This window comes from Deinococcus fonticola (assembly GCF_004634215.1).
GTDB classification, from domain to species: domain Bacteria; phylum Deinococcota; class Deinococci; order Deinococcales; family Deinococcaceae; genus Deinococcus; species Deinococcus fonticola.
The window spans coordinates 1-19,126 of sequence record NZ_SMMH01000016.1; the positions used below are offsets into that span (position 1 = coordinate 1).

Consider the following 19,126-nt stretch of genomic DNA (forward strand, 5'->3'; position numbering starts at 1 on the left):
ATCACCTTGGGTCTGAGAGAATTGGTACGGGCGTGGAGCCAGCCTGAAAAACAGCGTGGGGTACAGCTACTTGCCTTTATTGACCTCCTTTCTCCATCCCAGACGGGATTTTTGGAAACTGTCGGGTACTGAGGTGCTTTTGGTAAACAAATACCATTGTTTGAAGAAACTGAAATCCAATAATCAATTAGGCAGCCCCCATCCCCCGGAGGCTGCCCCTTTTCTATCCTTTCTATACTTACGCGCCGACGTAATCCTCAATTGGCGGGCAGGCGCACATGAAATTCCTATCGCCGTACACGTTGTCCACTCGGTTCACGGCGGGCCAGAACTTCCAGTTCTTCTGGTACCGGCTGGGGTAGGCGGCGGTTTCGCGGCTGTAGGCGCGGTTCCACTCGGCGTCAATCAGGTCGGTCTGGGTGTGGGGGGCGTGCTTCAGCGGGCTGTCGGCGGCGGCCATGGTGCCGTCCTGGACTTCCTGAATTTCGCGGCGGATCTGAAGCATGGCGTCGATGAACCGGTCGAGTTCGGCTTTGGGTTCGCTCTCGGTGGGTTCGATCATCAGGGTGCCGGGCACGGGGAAGCTCATGGTGGGGGCGTGGAAGCCGTAGTCCATGAGGCGTTTGGCGATGTCTTCCTCGGTGATGCCGCTGTCCTGTTTCAGGGGGCGGATGTCGATGATGCACTCGTGCGCCACGCGGTCATTGCGGCCCGTGTAGAGGATGGGGTAGGCGCCGCTGAGTTTCCTGGCGATGTAGTTGGCGTTGAGCAGGGCGACCTGGGTGCTCTTGCGCAGGCCGTGCGCGCCGAGGAGTTTGATGTACAGGTAGCTGATGGGGAGGATGCTGGCGCTGCCGTACTGCGCGGCACTCACGGCGCCCGTCTGGCTCCCTGAGGTGGGGATGACGGGATGGTTGGGCAGATAGGGCGCGAGGTGGGCCTTGACGCCGATGGGGCCCATGCCGGGGCCGCCGCCGCCGTGGGGGATGGCGAAGGTCTTGTGCAGGTTCAGGTGGGAGACGTCACTGCCGATCAGGCCGGGTTTGCTCAGGCCCACCTGGGCGTTCATGTTCGCGCCGTCCAGGTACACCTGCCCGCCGTGCTGGTGGATCAGGTCGCACACGTCCTTCACGTTTTCCTCGTACACGCCGTGCGTGCTGGGGTAGGTGATCATCAGGGCGGACAGGTGCTCGCTGTGCTTCTCGGCCTGCGCTTTCAGGTCGTCCCAGTCGATGTTGCCGTTCGCGTCGGTCTTCACGACGACGACCTGCATGCCCATCATGGCGGCGCTGGCAGGGTTGGTGCCGTGGGCGCTGGCGGGAATCAGGCACACGTTGCGGTGGCCCTGGCCGTTGGCTTCCTGGTACTTGCGGATGGCGAGCAGGCCGGCGTACTCGCCGCTGGCGCCGCTGTTCGGCTGGAGGCTCACGGCCTCGTAGCCGGTGATGTCGGCCAGCCAGCGTTCCAGTTCGCCCAGCAGCGCGGCGTAGCCCTGGGTCTGGGTGCCAGGCGCGAAGGGGTGCATGTTCCCGAACTCGGGCCACGTGACGGGGATCATCTCAGTGGTGGCGTTGAGTTTCATGGTGCAGCTGCCCAGCGGGATCATGCCGTGCACCAGACTGTAGTCGCGGTTTTCCAGCTGCTTGAGGTACCGGAGCATGCCGTGCTCGCTGCGGTGGCTGCTGAACACGGGGTGCGTGAGGAACTCGCTCTGGCGCTTGAGGTGGTCGGGGATGCCGTCCACAGCCTGGGCGTCCAGGGCCAGCACGTCCGTCTGCTCACCGGTCAGGGCTTCGATCACGTCGCTGAGGTCGGCGGGGGTGACAGTCTCGTCCAGGCTGATGCTGATCAGGTCGGCCTGGGTGCCGGTGCCGTAGCGGAAGTTGATGCCTTTCGCCTCGGCGCGCGCGCGGATGGTGGCCGCGTCGCCCTGCACGGTCAGGGTGTCGAAGAAGGTCTCGTTGGGGGTCAGGCCGGCGTTCGTCAGCGCCCGGGCGAGGATGCCGGTCAGGCGGTGCACCCGCTCGGCGATGGTGCGCAGCCCGTCCGCGCCATGGTACACGGCGTACGCGGCGGCCATGTTGGCCAGCAGCGCCTGCGCGGTGCAGATGTTGCTGGTGGCCTTCTCGCGGCGGATGTGCTGCTCGCGGGTCTGCATGGCCATGCGCAGGGCGGTGTTGCCGCGGGCGTCCTTGCTCACGCCGATCACGCGGCCCGGCATGCTGCGCTCGAAGCCTTTCTGGCAGGCCAGGAACGCGGCGTGCGGCCCGCCGAAGCCCATCGGGACGCCCAGGCGCTGCGCGCTGCCGACCACGATGTCCGCGCCGAGTTCCCCGGCGGGTTTCACCAGGGCGCTGGCGAGCAGGTCGGTCGCCACGATCAGCGCGCCGCCCTGGGCGTGCACCTTTTCGGCGATGGGCGCGAGATCCAGCAGCTGTCCGTGCGTGCCCGGGTACTGCACCAGCACCCCGAAGGCGCCTTCGGGCACCTGGTCGGCCGGGCCGACCTGCACGTCGAACCCGAAGTACTCGGCGCGGGTCTGCACGACGTTCAGGGTCTGCGGGTGCACGTTGTCGGCCACGTAGAACACGTTGCCCTTGCTCTTGCCGCTGCGTTTGGCGAGCGTCATGGCTTCGGCGGCGGCGGTGGCCTCGTCCAGCAGGCTGGCGTTGGAAATCGGCATGCCGGTCAGATCCATCACGGTCTGCTGGAAGTTCAGCAGCATCTCCAGGCGGCCCTGGCTGATCTCGGCCTGGTAGGGGGTGTACGCGGTGTACCAGCCGGGGTTTTCCAGCATGTTGCGCAGGATCACGGGCGGCACGTGCGTGCCGTAGTATCCCGTGCCGATGTAGCTGCGGAACACCTTGTTCTGCTGCGCCAGGGCTTTCAGGTCGGCCAGCGCCTGCGCTTCGGTCACGCCGTCCCCGGCGTTCAGGTCGCCCTCGAAGCGAATGGCGGCGGGCAGGGTGGTGTCTGTCAGTTCATCCAGGCTCTTCAGCCCGAACTCGGCCAGCATCTCGGCCTGTTCCGCTTCGCTGGGGCCGAGGTGACGGGCGGTGAAGTCATTGGTTTGCAGCAGGTCTTGCAGCGCTTTCATGGGTGTGCTCCTTATTCATGTGGGATCATTCGAGTGGTGAGTACCTTAGTTCTGGAACTATTACAGTGAGGAAGTAAATAAGAATAAACGTGGAAGAAATAAATCCGAATCTCGTCCATGTTTGTCTTAGTGGAAAGAAAACCAGCACGCCTATAAAGGAAAAGAACGTTATAAGCATGGGAACAGGAATATCAGGAAGGTTGATATTGTTGGTGGCTATAACGAGTAGCGTAAGCAAAATGAAGGGTACGAGGACGGCCAGGTAATCTGACAGATGCCACCCTTTTGGTTGGATGAGTTGGCATAGGAGATAGGTAATTCCGAAGCCTGCGATTGAAATCAGCAGATGCCCGATGTAATCGGCCCTCATCTACTCCCTCTCATTTCAGAAAATAATTCTCAAATTAATGAGCCACAGGCCCGAGCATTTGCAGCTCATGGCCCACAGCTCACGGCGCACGGCTTCGCTCAGTGGTCGGCCTGGGCTTCGTAGGCGGCGGCGTCCAGCAGGTCGGCGCCTTCCTCGGTGACTTCCAGCTGGAACAGCCACCCGTCCTCGAAGGGGCCGCTGTTGACCAGTTCGGGGCTGCCGCTCAGGGCGTCGTTCACGGCCACAATTTTGCCGCTGGCGGGGGCGTAGATGTCGCTGGCGGTCTTCACGCTCTCGACCACAGCCACGGCTTCCCCGGCGCTCACTTCACGGCCGACTTCGGGCAGTTCGACATACACCACGTCCCCCAGTTGCTCCTGGGCGTGGTGGGTGATGCCGACCTTGCCGTCGGAGGCGAGCCATTCGTGGGAAGCGGCGTATTTCAGGGTGGTGGGGTTCGTCATGGTTTATTCTCCTTGATTCTGGTGGGTGGCCGGTCGGTTACGGGAAAGAGTAGCTTTTCTGTGCGCTCCGAATTCTAGGCGCCCTTGTAAAAAGGCACGTCCGTTTTCGTGGCGGGGTGATCCTTACCGCGCACTTCAACTTCAAAGTCGTTGCCCTGGGCAGCTTCGGCGTTCACGAGCGCCATGGCAATCGGGTGGCCCAGCGTGGGGCTGGTGGTGCCGCTGGTGATGTGACCGATGACCTGCCCGCCCTGCTTGACCGGGTAGCCTTCGCGTACCGGAATCTTCTCCAGTTTCAGGCCGATCAGTTTCTGGCTGGGGGTGGATTTGAGTTTCTCGCGGCCAAAGTGTTCTTTGTCCTTGGCGACCCAGGTGTAGTGGCTGCTCAGCGGGTGGATGTCCTCGCCAAACTCGTGGCCGTACAGCGGGAAGCCCGCTTCCAGGCGCAGGGTGTCGCGCGCGCCCAGGCCGGCGGGCGTGATCCCCAGGGCGACGATCTTGTCCCACAGCGCCTCGGCCTGCTCAGGCTTCACGAAGACTTCGTAGCCGTCTTCGCCGGTGTAGCCGGTGCGGGCAAACAGCACGTCCACGCCGAACAGTTTGCCGGCCAGGAAGTCGTTCTTCTTGCGGGCCACGATGTCCGGCTCGGCGTGCGGGGCCAGCAGTTCCACGGCGCGGGGGCCCTGCACCGCCAGCAGCGCCCACTGGTCGGACTCGTTGGTGAGCTGTACGTCGAAACCGGCGGTCAACGCACTGAGGTGCGCCCAGTCTTTTTCCATGTTGCTGGCGTTCACGACCATCAGGTACTCGTTTTCATTCACGCGGTAAATGAAGATGTCGTCCACCAGGCCGCCCTGGTCGTTGGGCAGCCAGTTGTAGTGGGCGCGTCCGGGCTTGAACTTGCTGACATCGTTGGTGGTCACGTGTTGCAGGAACTTCAGGGCGTCCTGGCCCTGAATACGGAATTCACCCATGTGCGACACATCGAACATCCCGGCCCGCTGGCGCACGGCCTCGTGTTCGGCTTTCAGGCCCGCGTACTGCACCGGCATGTCCCACCCGCCGAAGGGCACCATGCGGGCGCCCGAGCGCAGGTGCGCGGCGTGCAGGGGCGTCCGCTTGAGCGGCGTTTGCGTACTTTCACTCATACCGTCACTTTAATAGACCGTCTGTTGCGCCGTCCGGGGGGTGGGGACGCCGCAGCCATACGCCAGAGTCGGGGCAGGGGAGTTCTGGCCCGTCAGCAGCGGCGTTTAGGCCTCCGTTTGCCAGAGTCCCTGCTCGGTCGCCACCCAGCCCACCGGGCAGTCGTGTGGCTCGCGCGGCAGGTGCGGCACGGTCAGGGCCGACCACACCACCCCGACGCTCGGGCCCACGAAACCGGGCAGCAGCCGGTCGTAAAAGCCGCCGCCGTACCCCATCCGCACGCCGTGCCGGTCGTAGGCCAGACCGGGCAGCAGCACCGCGTCGAGGCTGCTCAGCGCGACCTGCGGGGCGCTGGCAGGCGGTTGCAGGTAACCGAACTTGCTGACCTCGCTGGCCGTGTCCCAGGGGTGAAGGGTCAGGTGGCGCTCCGGCTTGTAGCGCGTGCGGGTGGTGAACAGCTCGAACTCCTGCGCCAGCGCGGACATGTCGGGTTCGCCCGGCAGGGCCCGGTAGGCCAGCACGCGCCGGGCGCCGCGCCCTTGCAGAAAGGCCCGCAGGTGCGCCACCACGTCCGCCGGGTCGAGGTCGGCGGGCAGCGATTGGCGTGTGGCGAAGGCCCAGGCCCGCCAGTCGGCCTTGCTGGTCGTCACGTCCGGCACGCTGCTCACGGTGCCCACCCTTGACCGTCGTGCAGCGTCTCCCACGGGCCGGGGCTGACGGCGCTGGCATACGTGGTCAGGCCCGTGTCCGGCGTGAAGTGGTGCAGCAGGTAGCCGGGCGGCTGGCGCTGCACGATCAATTTGTCCGGCTGGGTCAGGTCGGGCAGCCAGGCATACTCCAGCGCGGGGGCGGTCATGACTAGCGTGCCCGCGAAGCGCCGCACCAGCCGCATGTGCAGGTGCCCGGCCACCACCGCTTCGACCTGCGGGTGGGCGCCGACCAGTTCTTGCAGGGCCTGGGTGCCGTCCAGGCCGATGCTGTCCATCACCTTCAGGCCGGTCAGCAGTGGCGGGTGGTGCAGGGCGATCAGGGTGGGCGTGCGGGGCGCTTCGCCCAGGCGTTCGGCCAGCCAGCCCAGGCGCGGCGCGTCCAGCTGGCCGCCATTTGCGCCAGGGCAGTGGGTGTCCAGCGCCAGCACGCGCACCGGGCCAAGCTCCACCACGAACTGCGCGAAGCCCGGCAGGCCCTGGGTGCCCTGCGGCCCGAACGCCTTCAGGAACTCCTCCCGGTCATCGTGGTTGCCGGGAATCAGATAGGTGGGCACGGTCAGGGGGCGCAGCAGTTCGCGCAGCAGGGCATATTCGTCGGTCCACCCGTGCTCGGTGCAGTCGCCCGACACCAGCACCGCGTCCGGGCGCATGGGCAGGGACAGCAGATGGTCGATGGCCCGGCGCAGCGCCCCACTTTTCTCGGGGCGGTGAAGGTCGATGTGCGGGTCACTCAGTTGGACAATCAGCATGAAAACCTCGGTCAGTGGGAGATGGTGGTCTGCCCGTATCCTTGCACGTGCGTTCCGCGCCGGGCCGCAGACTTTCTGCTTCAGGCCTGTGAAGTCGACAGTCAGGCCCGCCAGCCGCAGCTGAGCGAGGACGGCTTCGACCACGCCCATGACGCGCAGGGCACGCGGCAGCGCACCAGCTTTCGCAGTAAGTCGAGCAGTTCAGAGACGAGGTGCGCGTCCTCCTGGTGGCTCCTGCCATTGCTGCACATTTTGAGTGAAATTTCGCGCTCTGGCAGCCCACCGCAGTTAAAAGGTGACCTCCAGCCCAGCCGGTTTGTGCGGTTATGACACCGAATCACAAATGGGTACACTGGTCAGGTGAAAACGCACCGTGTTCAAATTGGTGAAGTGACCCGCGACCTGCCCGTGGTGGAAATTGCCCCTGGCACCAGCGTCGCCCTGTTCAACATGCTGGGCGACCCCGAAGTGACCGAGGCCGCCGGCAAGGCCCTGGCCGCCAGGCTGCCGGCCGATGTCGAAGTGCTGATCACGCCGGAAGTCAAGGCACTGTCGCTGGCGCACGTCATCAGCCGCGAGACGGGCAAGCCCTACATCGTGATTCGCAAGACCCAGAAACCCTACATGGTCGATCCGGTGATACGCGAGGTGATCAGCATCACCACCGGCAAACCGCAACTGCTGGTGCTGGACGGCTTCGATGTCGATAAAGTCCGGGGCCACAAGGTCGCCATCGTGGACGACGTGGTGTCCAGCGGCGGCACCCTGCACTCGCTGGAACAGATCATCAACGAGGTGGGCGGGCAGCTCAGCGCCGTGCTGGCGGTGTTTACCGAGGGTTCCGAACGTGAGGAAGTGGTCGCGCTGGGCCATCTGCCGCTGTTCAAGGACGAGGATCATGTGGACTGATAGGGGCTCCGCTTGAATCGTTGACGGAGTGATCCCATCCGGGCGGATTTGCACAGCAGAGAACGGACTCCGGGCGAGGAGGTTGCCGACCAGCTCTTTGCCGGCGCGTTAAGGGGATAGTGAGAAGCGCGTTCAGGACGTTGGATTTCAGCCCTGTCTCGTATACCTGGATACCGGCGCGGCAATTCTTATGATGTGGCTGCTGCCTGCACCTCAGAATAAGCCCGATGAAGAAATCCATGATGGCGCTGCTCAGCGCCGCCCTGCTGCTGTCCTCCTGCGCCCAGAACCCCACGCCCGAACCGACCACGCCCAACAGCGCTTCGGAAATCCCGGCCGTTCCCCGCAAGGTCAACACCGGAACGTTCGACTGCTCCGCCCTGGATGGGCAGCGGGCCTTGCCCCTGAGCGTCAGGCTGAACCGGGGAACCGATATCTTTGACCAGGGCACGCGCGTCGCCAGCTCCATGACCGCCCAGGCCGATCTGCCCAATACCCTTCAGGACCTGCTCTACACCAGCAAGAGCATCGTCAACAACATGTATTTCGGGTACAGCAAGGTCGACCTCGATCAGGTGCACGAAGACGCCTATCAGGCCATGAAGAAGGATTTCCCCAAAGCCCTGAACTCCTACATCATTTCCGACTACTGGTTTACCTACAGCAATGTCACGGAAAAACAGCAAGATCTGATCGACGGTCACATGGACGACTACATCAGCAGCATTGAGGACGAGCACACCTTCTACATGGACCGTGCCGCTACCGATGCCGACAAGAACGGCTCGGCCCCCACGCCGGTGCTGGGGGGCAACCTGGCCCTGGTGCCGGGCCAGGGCGGCCTGCTGCTGACCTCGGTGCGTCTGGACGGCCCGGCCTGGACGGCCGGTCTGCGTCGGGGCGACGTGATTCTGGGCATCAACGGCAAGAGCCTGACCCGCACGGCGGGCCTGGATGACAAGAAGCAGTACGCCGCCTTCCGCAAGGTGCTGTCCGACGCCATCGCTGCGGGCGGCAACCTGGACTTGCAGGTCAAGACCGCCGGGAAGGTGCGTTCCGTCCGGGCCACCCCCGCCGTGCTGACCGGCACCAGCATGCCCTGGGGCGAAGTCCGCACCGACAGCAGCGGCAAGAAGCACTATTACCTGCGCATTCCCACCTTCTCCTCGGTGGCGCCGCAGCGCAGCCAGAGCGTGTCCACCCCGATTGCCGACCGCGTACACCAGCTGGTCGCTGAGGCCCAGAGCAAGGGCGTCGACAACATCGTGGTCGACCTGCGCGACAACGGCGGCGGGCTGCTGATCGAGTTCGTCGGCGCGGCGGCGGCCTTTGCGCCGAACGTGGCGGGCGAATCGACCCGCTACATCGACGGCAGCTCCATCGACTTTTCCTACAAGGCCGGCAACGTTCACCTGGCCGACGGCTGCGGCCTTTACAGCGCCGATTTCGCGGTGCACAACCCGACCCAGTGGAAAGGCAAGGTGACTGTGCTGGTCAATGAAAACAGCGCCAGCGCTTCCGAGATGTTCAGCACCAACCTGCGCGAGGCCGGCTTCAAGATCATCGGGACGGACACCTACGGCGTGGGCAGCACCAGCACCTACCACCTGGACTTGCCCGCCGGCCGCAGCATGAGCATCACGGCGGGCCGCACCTACATCAACAACAAGCCCGTGGCCGACAACATCAAACCCGACGTGTTGTCCAAGGACGACTATGCCAAACTGGCCGACACGGGCGTGGACAACACCCTGGAAGCCGCTTACAACCAGATGAAATAAAGAGGTCGCGTCAAGGACGCCCCAGTTTTATCCGCAAGAAGGCCGCTCCTCCAGACAGGGAGCGGCCTTCTTCTGTTTGCCTTCTGGGCCTCGCGTGCTGGACCGACGGGCCTCAATCGGGCAGTGGCGTCGTGCGGGCCGGGCCACCATCGATGCCGCCGCTGCGCTCTGCACCCTCGCCGCCGCGGGCGTCGCCGCCCAGATCGCTGTCGCCGGTGTTGTTGGGTTCGCCCTGTCGGTCTTCACCGTCGCTGCCGCCCAGCCGGCCGTCGTCGAAGCCCGGTTCGTCGTTGGCGTTGCGCTGGTTGGCGTCGGCGTTGTCGCGCAGGAGCTGCTCGGTGCTCATCTTGTCCTGCACCAGTTCGCGGGTGGTGCCCTCATCCACCACTTCACCTGGCATGCCTTCCATGTCGTCCCGGTCTGGTCTCGTCATGCCTGTAGGCTAGGGGGTGCGGGTGGGCCGGGGCTGAACGGCACCTTGAGGAAATGCAGGGGAAAGGCGTGGGGTGCGCTATTCTGCGCGGCAATGAGTCACCTGTCGCGTACCCTGCCCCTCAAACGCGCCGCTCACGTTTACCTGGTGCAGGACAAGCACCTCCTGCTGGTCGAAGAACGCATGGACGACGGCAGTATTTTCTACGGCCTGCCGGGCGGCAAAGCCCTGGCCGGCGAGAACCTGGGGGACGCGGCGGTGCGGCAGGTGAAACTGGAAACCGGCCTGACCGTCACGGATCTGAACTTCGTGAGCCTGCTGGAAGGGGAGATGCTGACCGGCACGCGCAACGAGGCTTACGCCATGTTCGGGCGCTTCACGGCGCACTTCACCGGGCGCATCGACCCGACCGACCCGGAGGTCGTGGGCGTGAAGTGGGTGCCCTTCGCGCAGGTCGAGGGCCTGGTGCGCTACGGCCCGCCACCCGAGTGTGAGGAACGCAACCCCCTGATCTGGGTGCCGACGCGTGACTTCATTGCCGGGAACCCGCGCACCTACTACCCCATCTGATGACCCCGGCCTTACTCCGGACGCGGCTCATTCTGCACAGGCCGGCGGCCACCTCTGGCGCGGCACACCTGTCAGAAAGCTTGTGAGGCAGGATTTAAGCCGCGCTTTATCAAACGTAGCCCAGGTTACAGGGCGGTGTAGCATCGGGGCATGTGGCCTTTTGGAAAAAGCACGAAGGATCGAGTCGCTGAAGCCCTCAACGCTCAGCCCCGTCTCCAGAACCTGGGTCTTCAGGTCACCGAGCAGGGTGGCAACGTCCGTGTGACCGGCATGGTGCCCAATGACCGCTACGGCAACCTGGTCAAGGTGGTTGCCGAGGGTATCAACGGCGTCAAGAGCGTGGACGTGTCGGGCCTGGTGGCGCAGCAGGAAACCAGCCCCGTTCAGGCGGGCAGCACTTCGGCCGGCACAGGCACCTCGGCCGGGGCGACCACGCCGGCGGCCCAGACCCCGGATATCCAGATGGGCGAGAAAACCATGACCCAGCAGAGCGCCGGCACCGCCGAACTGGACGACCAGGCCTTCGAGGAGCAGAGCAAGATCGCCAAGGCCGTGCTGAGCGCCATTCGCAGCAACGGTGAGCTGTCCGACGACCCCATCGACGTGCTGCAAAGCGGCAAAAGCGTGATTCTGCGCGGCGCCGTCGACAACGACCACGAGCTGCGCCTGCTGGAGCAGGTGGCGCGCGCCGTGAGTGGCGTGGCGGGCGTGGACACCAGCGGCGTGAAAGTCACGGTGGGCACCAAGGAACTGGCCAAGGAAAAGGACACCGAATCCGGCGATACCGTGTATACCGTGAAATCCGGCGATACCCTCAGCGAAATCGCGCAGAAGTACTACGGCGACGCTATGGAGTACAAGAAGATCGCGCACTACAACAACATCAGTAACCCGGATCTGATTCAGCCCGGCCAGAAAATCCGCATCCCCGGCTGAGCCCGGCCCCTTCCTGACCGCCTCGACCACGGGGCGGTTTTCCTGTTTTCACCACCATCACATCCTGATATCGGAAACTGATAGTGATATGGATATCAACCTTTTCAAAGGTAACCTCGACCTGATCCTGCTGAGTGTGCTGGAACGCGAGGGCGGGTACGGGCAGGACGTCGCCAAGCGTGTGAATGCCCTGACGAACGGCGAGATCACCCTGAACGCCGGGAGCCTGTATCCGGCGCTGCATCGTCTGGAACGCGCCGGGTTTTTGCAAGCTCAGGAAACCCTGCCGGCGCGGGGCGGGCCGCCCGTGCGTACCTACGCCCTCACGGCGGCGGGCCGCGCCGAACTGCGCCGCCGCCAGAACAGTTACCATTCCTTCGATCAGGCGCTGCGCCGGTTGTGGTCATGACCCCGCCAGCCCTTTCCGAAAGCACGGCTCCCGAAAACGTTCTCCCGGAAAGCGTGAACCGTTACCTGAACGCCGTCACCTGCCTGCTTTTGCCCCGAGCGGCCCGGCAGGTTCGCGCGGAATTCCTGGGCCATCTCGCTCAGGACATGCGGGACGCGCAACTCGGGGGGCTGGCTGAACAGGAGGCCTGGAACCATGCTCTGAGCCTGGCTGGCCCGGCCTGGAAAGCCGCGCTGGGGTTGGGCCGCGTGCATACGCTGGGCCTCCTGCTGCGTGGGCTGCTGCTGGGGGCGGCGCTCGGGGGTGCCTCCTACGCGTTGCAGTCGGGGGTGCTGAACGGGCCTCACGCGCAGGTGAGCCGGCCATGAAGCGGGGGCAGCTGACGGCCAACCTGCGCGAATGGACCTCCACGCTGCTGTTCGCCCTGGGCTTCACGCAATTTGCCGCCAGCGCTGTGCAGGTAGACGGCACCAGCATGTTGCCCACCCTGCGCCACGGTGAGGTGCTGCTGCTTCCCAAACTGGAAGGCTGGGCGCACCGGGTCGGATGGGGTCAGTACCAGCGGGGCGACATCGTGGTGTTCAAACCCCCGCGCGACATGGAGGCCGAGTGGACAAATCAGTACCGGGGGCTCCCGCTGCCGTGGAAGTACCGCCCTTATCTGGTCAAGCGCGTGGTCGGAATGCCCGGCGACACCGTGCAGATCAGGGCCGGGGTGCTGTACGTAAATGGGCGGCGTGTAGATGAACCCGGCGTCCTGAACTACTGGCAGAGCTTCTGTCACGACGTCGCCTCCGACCTGGCCAACACCTCGCCCGTGCGTATCCCGGCCCGGCAGTACTTCGTGATGGGCGACAACCGCAGCCCCGGGGGCAGCCTCGACAGCCGCGTCTTCGGCCCGGTCAGCGTGCACGACATCGCCGCCCGCGCTCCCCTCAGCGTCCTGCCACTGCTGCGCCAGGGCCAGGTCACGCCCCCCTGCGACACCCAGCCGCACCCGGAACAGCGCACGCAGCCAGGCGGCGCGTTGGACTGGAACCCGCGCCTGCTGCGTCCCGCCGGCCGCTGACCGTCTGAACGAGTGACGCCCCGGCCCGGCAAAGCGGGTCTATGCTGAACGCCATGCTTGCCCGCGCCGTCGCCCACGTTTCCGCCAGTGCCCTGCAACACAACCTGCACGCCCTGTCCCGCCGCGCCGGCGTGCCGCTGCTGCTGCCGGTCAAGGCCGATGCCTACGGCCACGGCCTGGAAGTGGTGTCCAGGGTGGCCGCCGCCCACCCGGACGTGTGGGGCCTGGCGGTCGCCACCCCGCAGGAAGCCGTGAACCTGGCGGCCCTGAACCTGGGAAAACCCGTGCTGCTGCTCACGCCCCCTGCCCCGGAAGAGGTGGGGCCGCTGGCCGACCTGGGCGTGCGCCTGCCCGTCAGCACCCTGCAGGACGCCCAGCAGTTGCCCGCGCACGCCCGCGCCCACCTGAAGGTGGACACCGGTATGAACCGCCTGGGAGCGCGGCCCGCCGAGGCCGTCAGCATCGGCCAATACCTGGCCGGGCGCGGCCTGCTGGAAGGGGCGTACACCCACTTTGCCAGCGCCGACGAGCCGGACCTGGCCTTTGCCCGGCACCAGCTTGAGCTGTTTCAGCGCGTGCTGGAGCACCTGCCGCCCCTGCTGGCGCACGCGGCCAGTGGCGGCGGCCTGGTCAGCTTCGGGCCACTGCCCGGCATGGCCCTGGCCCGCCCCGGTCTGGCTTCCTATGGGTTCCTGCCCGCACACCTGCGCCCGCTGGTGCCCCTGAAACCGGTAATGACCCTGCGGGCCAGGGTGAACTTCATTCATGACGTGTACGCCGGCGAAAGCGTCAGCTACAACAACCTCTGGACGGCCCCGCACGACGTGCGCGTGGCGGTGCTGGGCATGGGCTACGCCGACGGTTACCCGCGCAACGCCACCCTGAAGGCCAGTGTCCTGATCGGTGGCCGCAGCGGCCAGCCGCAGCGCCGCCCGGTGCTGGGGCGCATCTGCATGGACCAGATGATGGTGGACATCAGCGGGCTGGACGTGCAGGTGGGTGACTGGGCCGAACTGTGGGGCGCGGGTGAAATCACCGTTTCGGACGTGGCCGCCTGGGGCGACACCATCGAGTACGAAGTCCTGACCGGCCTGGGTCAGCGGGTGGAACGACACCTGGCCCCGTAAACCCATAAACGAGGCCGCCAGCGTCCTGTGGGGATCACTGGCGGCGGCTCTGTAGGCTGCCCTGGTAAGACCGGCTGACTGCTGCGGCTTACTTCTGGGTGGGGTTACTTCTGGGTGGGGGCAGGCGGCAGCAGGGCCGGGAAGGTCTCGATCTGAATCCGGGCGATCTGCGCGTCCACGTACTTCTGCGCGGCCTCGCGGCCGAGCTGGTCACGGATCAGCGGCGCGGCCTCGGCCTGGGGCGTGACCCCCGCCGCCGTGCGCTTGGTCACCACCAGCACGTGATAACCGAACTGGCTTTTGATGGTCTGCACGGCATTGACCGCCCCCTTGAAGCTGGCCTGCTCGAACTCGGGCACCATCACGCCTTCACCGAAGCAGCCCAGTTCACCGCCCTTGGCCGCGCTGCCGGGGTCTTTGCTTTTCTCCTGCGCCAGTTTGGCAAAGTCGCCCCCGCCCGCCAGGGCGTCCGTAACGGCCTTCGCCTCGGCCTCGGTGGGCACCAGGATGTGCTTCACGCAGGCTTCGCTCTGGCGCTGAAATTTGGCCTGATTCAGCTTGTAGTAACTGCCCACGAACGCGTCCCCGAACTTGAAGCCGCCTTTCAGACTGTCGAGGTACTTGGCGACCACCTGCTGCTGCTCCAGGCTGCTGCGCAGGGCCTCCTGGCTGCCGTAGCCGGTCTGTTCCAGCGCCTGCTTGAATTCCTGATCGTTGGCGAAGCGCCCGCGCAGCTCGGTCAGCTGCGCGTCCAGCGCCGCCGTGTCGGTCTTCACGCTGCGGCGCGCCAGCTGGTACAGGGCGAGGTCGCGCACGTACTGCTTGAGGTAATCGGCGCGTGCCCCGGCAAACTCGTTGTACACGTCCTCGCTGAAGGGCATGCCCTGCTGGTTCAGCAATCGGGCTACCGCGCGGCGAAAGGCGCTGTCGAACTCGGCCAGGGTCACGGTCTGCGTGCCGATGCGGGCCACCACCGCCTTGGGGTCGGCGGGCTGGGCCGGCGTGGTCGTGGTCGGTGCGGCGGGCGTGGTCGCGGGAGCCGGGGTAGTGGTGGCCGGGGTGGCTGGAGTGGTCGCGGGCGCAGCAGGCGCAGTGGTCTGGGCCAGAGCAACACTGCCGCACAGCAGCGCCAGGGTGGTCAACAGGGTTTTCATGCCACGCACTCTAGCGTGCCAGGCTGATTGTCCGCTGCGGATCAAGTGTTCATCTCATACGAACTCGGCCTGAACTGTTTTGTAAACGGTTCAGGCCGAGCGAAGCGAGAAGGAGCAAAACGGCTTCCGGACGTGGAGTGAACCAACCGGTGATGTCCCGGTGGGTGAACGAAACAAACGGAAGCCGTACCCCCTGTTCATCTGGCGCGAACCGGGAGAGGGCCCGGTGCGCCCTTTCGCGCGGCCCCGCCCCTGACGCCCCCCTGCTAGAATTCGCGGCGTGCGCTTGACCCTCGAGGAAACCACCGACCCCCACGTCTACGACGATGCCGTGCGAAACCTGCCCATCACCAGCGCCCTGCAGGGCTGGGGGTACGGCGAGGCCCGGCGCGTGCTGGGGCAGGTGCCGGTGCGTTACCTGATCCGGCAGGACGGGCGCACGGTGGGCGCGGTGCAACTGATTCGCAAGCGCCTGATTCCCGGTTTCTCGACACTGTATGCCCCGCGCGGCCCGGCGCTGGAATCGCTGGAACTGCTGCCGCACCTGGCCCCGGCCTTCAAGAAGGTGGCGCGGCCCACCGACGCCCTGCTGAAAATAGAGCCGCCCGCGCCGCTGGACGCCAGTGCCGACGACTCCTACGACGCGTTGCCCGCCAGCTACGGCCCCTTTACCCGCGCCGGCACTGAGCAGCCCGAACACACCATCATCGCCGACCTGACCCGCAGCGAAGACCAGATGCTCAAGGACCTGAGCAGCATGGCGCGCCGCAACGTCCGCACCGCCGAGAAGCTGGGCGTGGTGGCCGGACGCGACGACGACTTCGAGGCCTTCTGGGAGATTTTCACCGCCACCAACGAGCGCGCCAAGCTGGGCGCTTTTCCCCGCGCCTACTACGAGACCATGCTGCGCGAAGGCAACGCGCACGGCGGCGAAGCATACATCGTGCTGTCGCGTTACCAGGGAAAGGCGCTGGCGGGGGGGTTCTTCATCGCTATGGGCAAGGGCACGTACTACCTCTTTGGCGGCAGTGTCCGTGACGACCGCGTGGGAGAAGACGGCGCGCCCTTCAAGGACAGCAAGGCCCCCGACGCCTTCTACTGGCACGCCATGCTGGACGCCAAACGGCGCGGCTACGAGCTGTTCGATTTCTGGGGCATTCCGCGCGTGCTGGACGAGAGCAAGCACAGCTACGGCGTCTTCAAGATGAAGCTGAAATTCAGCGAGCAGCGTGTGTGGTACCCCGCCTACGACCTGAACCTGAACCCCGCCGCACCCGCCATCGTGAAGGCCCTGCGCTGGCGCAAGACGCAGAACAACCTCCGCAAACGCGGCAGCGCCGACGACGTGCTGTAAACGTCCGTTCTGCCTGTGCGCCTGGCGCTTCTATCTCCCAAAGTGACCTAACCACTGGCCGCCGGAAAGTTGAGGTGCTGCAGGGCGGCGGTCAGGGCCGTCAGGGTGGCGGTGCCCTCGGTGTCGCCCGCGACCAGGGGGGTGGCCAGTTCGGCCAGGTGGGCCGCGCCGCTACAGTCCCCCTGGGCGCACAGCACCAGGCCCAGCTCGGCCAGTACCACGCCCAGCAGCGAGCCGGAGTTGAGGGTGGTGCCCTCGGCGCGGGCCTGCTCCAGCGCCTGCTGGGCTTCTTCCAGGCGGCCCAGGCGGCGCAGCGCCAGCCCGCGCTTCCAGAGGTTCAGCACCCGCCCGCGTGAAATCTGGCCCTGGGGCAGCCGTTCCAGGCACTCGCGGTAGGCTTCCTCAGCGCCCTGCGCGTCCCCCCGTTCCAGCCGGCAGTACCCCAGCCAGTACAGCGTATTTGTGTGCAGCATGGGCGCGCCCCCCTGGCCCTCTTCCCGGGCGGCAAGCAGCATGGCGTGCGCCTCGTCCCAGCGGCTCAGGCAGGCCAGCGCCGCGCCGCCTTCCAGCAGCAACTCTGCGCGCCTTTCCCGGCTGATCTGCTGGCCCAGGGCGTGCAGGGCCTGCTGCACTTCCTGCACCGCCTGCGCGTACTCGTCGCATTCGGTGTAGAAAACGGCGCAGCGGCGGGCACAGCGGGCCTTGACTTCGGGGTCGGTGCTCTGCTCGGCGAGCTGCCGCAGGTGCCGCAGGCTCTGCTGCTGGCCCGGCAGGTCGTCGGTATAGCGCTGCAACTGGCTGATGGCCAGGTGAAGGTCGAACTGCACGTCCTGCGGGGGCGAGTCGGCCAGGGCGCGGCGGTACAGCCCCACGGCCTCTTCGTGCGCGAACAGCCGTTCGGCCTCCAGCGCGGCCGAGCGCCAGAACGGCCAGGCCAGCGGGTGCTCGCCGGCCTGCTCATGGTGCTCGGCCAGCTTGACCGGGGAGGTGCCGGGCGGCGCCAGCCGCGCCAGCTGGCTGTGCAGAAAGCGCCGGCGCGGCCCGCCGAGGCTGCGAATCATCTCGCGGCGGTACAGGTCGTGCCCGAAGCGGTAGTTGGGGCCTTCAGGAATGACCAGCCGGGCGGTTTCGGCGCGTTCCAGGGCGTCCAGGGCCGCGCCGGTCTCCAGGCCGCAGGTGGCGGCGACCAGTTCGGCAGGAAAAGCCTCGCCCCACAGCGCGCCGGCCTGAAGCAGCTGACGGGTGGGCCCGCCCAGGCGCTCGGTGCGCTCGCCGATGGCTGCCGTGACGCTTTCCGGAACCGGCACCTCGGCGTAATCCTCGGTGAAGGTGTCGTAGGGCGTGCGCCACACCCCCTGGGTCATGCTGAGTTCACCGCTTTCGCGCAGCCCCCGCAGGGTCTCGACCAGAAACAGCGGATTTCCTGCCGTGGCCGAGTACAGGCGTCTGGAGAACAGCGGGGCGGGTTGCCCGGCCATCTGGCGGATCAGTTCCGCGACGTCCTCTCCGGTCAGTTCGGTCAGGGTCAGGCGCGGAACCTGGCTGCTGCCCAGCAGGCGCAGCAGTTCGGGGCGCTCCTGCAATTCGCTCCAGCGGCCCGTGAGCCACACCCGCCGCGCTCCCCGGAACAGGGCCAGGAAGACACTTTCCAGAGTGCCACTGTCCAGCCAATGGATGTCCTCCACGATCAAGGTGCGGCTGCCCAGCACGCCGTTCAGGGCCTGCGCCAGCGCGTCCAGCAACCTGGCCCGGTCGGTGGGCGCGGCCAGACTGGTCTCCTGCTGCAGCGACGACAGCACCTGTCTGAGCGGTTCCGGGCAGCCCTGCCACTCCACCGAGCGCAGCAGCTCGAACAGCGCCCCGAAAGGCAGCGGGGTCAGCTCGCGCACCGCCCGCAGGATCAGGGCGTCTCGTCCCGCCACCTCCTGCACCAGTTTGGATTTGCCCACCCCGGCCTCGCCCAGCACCAGCAGCAGCGGGCTGCCTTCCAGCCGGCGGCGCTGGCTTTCGCGCCCGACCAGTGGCAGGGGAAAGGCCGTGGTGTTCTCGGGCAGGGCGGCCGTGCCGGGCGCAGAGCTGCGCAGCACCTCGAGGCGTTCGCGCAGCACCTGCGTGGCGGGCAGCGGAGACAGGCCCAGTTCCTCCTGCAATCGCCGGGCCAGGCTGACGTAGGCGTTCTGGGCCGCGTCGAACTGCCCCAGTGAAATCAGCAGTTCCATCAGGGCGCGCACGCTCCGCTCGCGCAGTGGGTCGAGGCGCACCGCCTGTTCGCGCAGCGAAAGGGCCGCCGCCGGCTGACCCTGCGCGGCCAGCGCCTGCGCGTACCCGTCCAGCGCCCGCCACTGCTCGTCGCGCAGGGTGCTGGCGGTCTGCTCGCGCCACTCGTCGAAGGCCGGCGCATTCGGCAGGGACAGGTGATCCAGAAAGTTCCCCCGGGCAAACCCGCACGCCCGCCGGAAATCCCCGTCGGCCAGCGCGGCGCGGAACAGGTGCACGTCCACCTCGGCGCCGGGGGCCAGTTGCAGCGCCTGGCTGGACAGCCTCAGCCACGCCCCGGCCGGCGACTGCCGCAGGCGGTGAATCAGCACCCGCAGGTTGCGCCGCGCCGCCTCGGCCGGCTGATCTGGCCACAGCAGGTCGGCCAGCGCCTCGCGCGTGGTCTGGCCTTCGACCGCCAGATACGCCAGCAGCGCCAGGCTTTTGCCCTGCACGTCCAGGGGCTGTTCCCCCAGGGCCACCTGAGGAACACCCAGCGTGTTGACCTGCAAGACCACCCGGTCAGACATGAGGTCATTGTAAGAGTCCCTGAGCAACGGTCATGTAACGCACGCGGCATTACCGTGCCAGT

17 protein-coding genes are annotated in these 19,126 nt (G+C 66.3%); 9 read left to right on the forward strand and 8 right to left on the reverse strand.

The annotated features are described in order from the left end of the window. Window positions 1–238 precede the first annotated feature (238 nt). From gcvP to E5Z01_RS10800, 5 genes are all read right to left on the reverse strand, one after another. Window positions 239–3,097, reverse strand: a complete 2,859-nt coding sequence (gcvP, locus tag E5Z01_RS10780; RefSeq protein WP_135229370.1) for an aminomethyl-transferring glycine dehydrogenase — start codon at window positions 3,095–3,097, stop codon at window positions 239–241. A 468-nt stretch (window positions 3,098–3,565) separates the two neighbouring features. Further along, entirely contained in the window at window positions 3,566–3,931 is a 366-nt protein-coding gene (gene gcvH, locus E5Z01_RS10785) for a glycine cleavage system protein GcvH (RefSeq protein WP_135229371.1), read from the reverse strand. 74 nt (window positions 3,932–4,005) lie between these two features. After that, complete coding sequence (gcvT, locus tag E5Z01_RS10790; protein ID WP_135229372.1) at window positions 4,006–5,079, reverse strand: glycine cleavage system aminomethyltransferase GcvT; 1,074 nt, start codon at window positions 5,077–5,079, stop codon at window positions 4,006–4,008. Between the two features lie 105 nt (window positions 5,080–5,184). Next, window positions 5,185–5,745 (reverse strand): 5-formyltetrahydrofolate cyclo-ligase, encoded by a 561-nt coding sequence (locus E5Z01_RS10795; protein ID WP_240738301.1) that lies wholly within the window; start codon window positions 5,743–5,745, stop codon window positions 5,185–5,187. Continuing rightward, a complete protein-coding gene (locus tag E5Z01_RS10800) occupies window positions 5,742–6,686 on the reverse strand; it encodes a phosphodiesterase (RefSeq protein ID WP_135229373.1) in 945 nt (314 codons plus the stop codon). Before E5Z01_RS10800 ends, E5Z01_RS10795 begins: the two co-directional genes overlap by 4 nt. Before the next feature lie 210 nt (window positions 6,687–6,896). Between E5Z01_RS10800 and E5Z01_RS10805 the strand changes: the two genes are divergently transcribed. Both E5Z01_RS10805 and E5Z01_RS10810 read left to right on the forward strand, forming a co-directional pair. Next, window positions 6,897–7,445: a phosphoribosyltransferase family protein gene (locus E5Z01_RS10805; protein ID WP_119762337.1), complete on the forward strand. Its 549-nt coding sequence runs from the start codon at window positions 6,897–6,899 to the stop codon at window positions 7,443–7,445. 227 nt (window positions 7,446–7,672) lie between these two features. Then, a complete protein-coding gene (locus tag E5Z01_RS10810) occupies window positions 7,673–9,226 on the forward strand; it encodes a S41 family peptidase (protein WP_135229374.1) in 1,554 nt (517 codons plus the stop codon). A 112-nt stretch (window positions 9,227–9,338) separates the two neighbouring features. Here the strand turns inward: E5Z01_RS10810 and E5Z01_RS10815 are convergent, their stop codons facing one another. Beyond that, window positions 9,339–9,659 carry a hypothetical protein gene (locus E5Z01_RS10815; protein ID WP_119762332.1) on the reverse strand — a complete coding sequence of 107 codons (321 nt, stop codon included), beginning with the start codon at window positions 9,657–9,659 and terminating at the stop codon, window positions 9,339–9,341. Window positions 9,660–9,752: 93 nt separating this feature from the next. Here E5Z01_RS10815 and E5Z01_RS10820 point away from each other — a divergent pair, with 93 nt between their 5' ends. The 6 genes from E5Z01_RS10820 to alr all read left to right on the forward strand — a co-directional run bounded on the left by E5Z01_RS10820 (window position 9,753) and on the right by alr (window position 13,770). Continuing rightward, entirely contained in the window at window positions 9,753–10,229 is a 477-nt protein-coding gene (locus E5Z01_RS10820) for an NUDIX hydrolase (protein WP_135229375.1), read from the forward strand. A 150-nt stretch (window positions 10,230–10,379) separates the two neighbouring features. Then, window positions 10,380–11,165, forward strand: coding sequence for a LysM peptidoglycan-binding domain-containing protein (locus E5Z01_RS10825; protein WP_135229376.1), 786 nt, complete (start codon window positions 10,380–10,382; stop codon window positions 11,163–11,165). 88 nt (window positions 11,166–11,253) lie between these two features. Continuing rightward, window positions 11,254–11,574: a PadR family transcriptional regulator gene (locus E5Z01_RS10830; protein ID WP_135229377.1), complete on the forward strand. Its 321-nt coding sequence runs from the start codon at window positions 11,254–11,256 to the stop codon at window positions 11,572–11,574. Continuing rightward, on the forward strand, window positions 11,571–11,942 hold the full coding sequence (locus E5Z01_RS10835; RefSeq protein ID WP_135229378.1) for a hypothetical protein: 372 nt from the start codon (window positions 11,571–11,573) through the stop codon (window positions 11,940–11,942). Before E5Z01_RS10830 ends, E5Z01_RS10835 begins: the two co-directional genes overlap by 4 nt. After that, window positions 11,939–12,643, forward strand: coding sequence for a signal peptidase I (gene lepB, locus E5Z01_RS10840; protein WP_135229379.1), 705 nt, complete (start codon window positions 11,939–11,941; stop codon window positions 12,641–12,643). The genes E5Z01_RS10835 and lepB overlap by 4 nt, the downstream gene beginning before the upstream one ends. A gap of 53 nt (window positions 12,644–12,696) precedes the next feature. After that, entirely contained in the window at window positions 12,697–13,770 is a 1,074-nt protein-coding gene (gene alr / locus E5Z01_RS10845) for an alanine racemase (RefSeq protein ID WP_135229380.1), read from the forward strand. Between the two features lie 104 nt (window positions 13,771–13,874). On the opposite strand, the gene E5Z01_RS10850 is transcribed toward alr, so the two are convergent. Next, window positions 13,875–14,924, reverse strand: coding sequence for a peptidylprolyl isomerase (locus tag E5Z01_RS10850; RefSeq protein WP_135229381.1), 1,050 nt, complete (start codon window positions 14,922–14,924; stop codon window positions 13,875–13,877). Between the two features lie 280 nt (window positions 14,925–15,204). Here E5Z01_RS10850 and E5Z01_RS10855 point away from each other — a divergent pair, with 280 nt between their 5' ends. After that, complete coding sequence (locus E5Z01_RS10855; RefSeq protein WP_135229382.1) at window positions 15,205–16,278, forward strand: lipid II:glycine glycyltransferase FemX; 1,074 nt, start codon at window positions 15,205–15,207, stop codon at window positions 16,276–16,278. 47 nt (window positions 16,279–16,325) lie between these two features. On the opposite strand, the gene E5Z01_RS10860 is transcribed toward E5Z01_RS10855, so the two are convergent. Further along, window positions 16,326–19,064, reverse strand: coding sequence for an ATP-binding protein (locus E5Z01_RS10860; protein WP_135229383.1), 2,739 nt, complete (start codon window positions 19,062–19,064; stop codon window positions 16,326–16,328). Between the last annotated feature and the right edge of the window lie 62 nt (window positions 19,065–19,126).

Excerpts from the sequence above, each read along its gene's own strand:
- gcvP (WP_135229370.1), bottom strand. The coding sequence starts at position 3,097 with ATGAAAGCGCTGCAAGACCTGCTGCAAACCAATGACTTCACCGCCCGT.
- gcvH (WP_135229371.1), bottom strand. The coding sequence starts at position 3,931 with ATGACGAACCCCACCACCCTGAAATACGCCGCTTCCCACGAATGGCTC.
- gcvT (WP_135229372.1), bottom strand. The coding sequence starts at position 5,079 with ATGAGTGAAAGTACGCAAACGCCGCTCAAGCGGACGCCCCTGCACGCC.
- E5Z01_RS10800 (WP_135229373.1), bottom strand. The coding sequence starts at position 6,686 with ATGGGCGTGGTCGAAGCCGTCCTCGCTCAGCTGCGGCTGGCGGGCCTG.
- E5Z01_RS10810 (WP_135229374.1), top strand. The coding sequence starts at position 7,673 with ATGAAGAAATCCATGATGGCGCTGCTCAGCGCCGCCCTGCTGCTGTCC.
- E5Z01_RS10815 (WP_119762332.1), bottom strand. The coding sequence starts at position 9,659 with ATGACGAGACCAGACCGGGACGACATGGAAGGCATGCCAGGTGAAGTG.
- E5Z01_RS10820 (WP_135229375.1), top strand. The coding sequence starts at position 9,753 with ATGAGTCACCTGTCGCGTACCCTGCCCCTCAAACGCGCCGCTCACGTT.
- E5Z01_RS10825 (WP_135229376.1), top strand. The coding sequence starts at position 10,380 with ATGTGGCCTTTTGGAAAAAGCACGAAGGATCGAGTCGCTGAAGCCCTC.
- E5Z01_RS10830 (WP_135229377.1), top strand. The coding sequence starts at position 11,254 with ATGGATATCAACCTTTTCAAAGGTAACCTCGACCTGATCCTGCTGAGT.
- E5Z01_RS10835 (WP_135229378.1), top strand. The coding sequence starts at position 11,571 with ATGACCCCGCCAGCCCTTTCCGAAAGCACGGCTCCCGAAAACGTTCTC.
- lepB (WP_135229379.1), top strand. The coding sequence starts at position 11,939 with ATGAAGCGGGGGCAGCTGACGGCCAACCTGCGCGAATGGACCTCCACG.
- alr (WP_135229380.1), top strand. The coding sequence starts at position 12,697 with ATGCTTGCCCGCGCCGTCGCCCACGTTTCCGCCAGTGCCCTGCAACAC.
- E5Z01_RS10850 (WP_135229381.1), bottom strand. The coding sequence starts at position 14,924 with ATGAAAACCCTGTTGACCACCCTGGCGCTGCTGTGCGGCAGTGTTGCT.
- E5Z01_RS10860 (WP_135229383.1), bottom strand. The coding sequence starts at position 19,064 with ATGTCTGACCGGGTGGTCTTGCAGGTCAACACGCTGGGTGTTCCTCAG.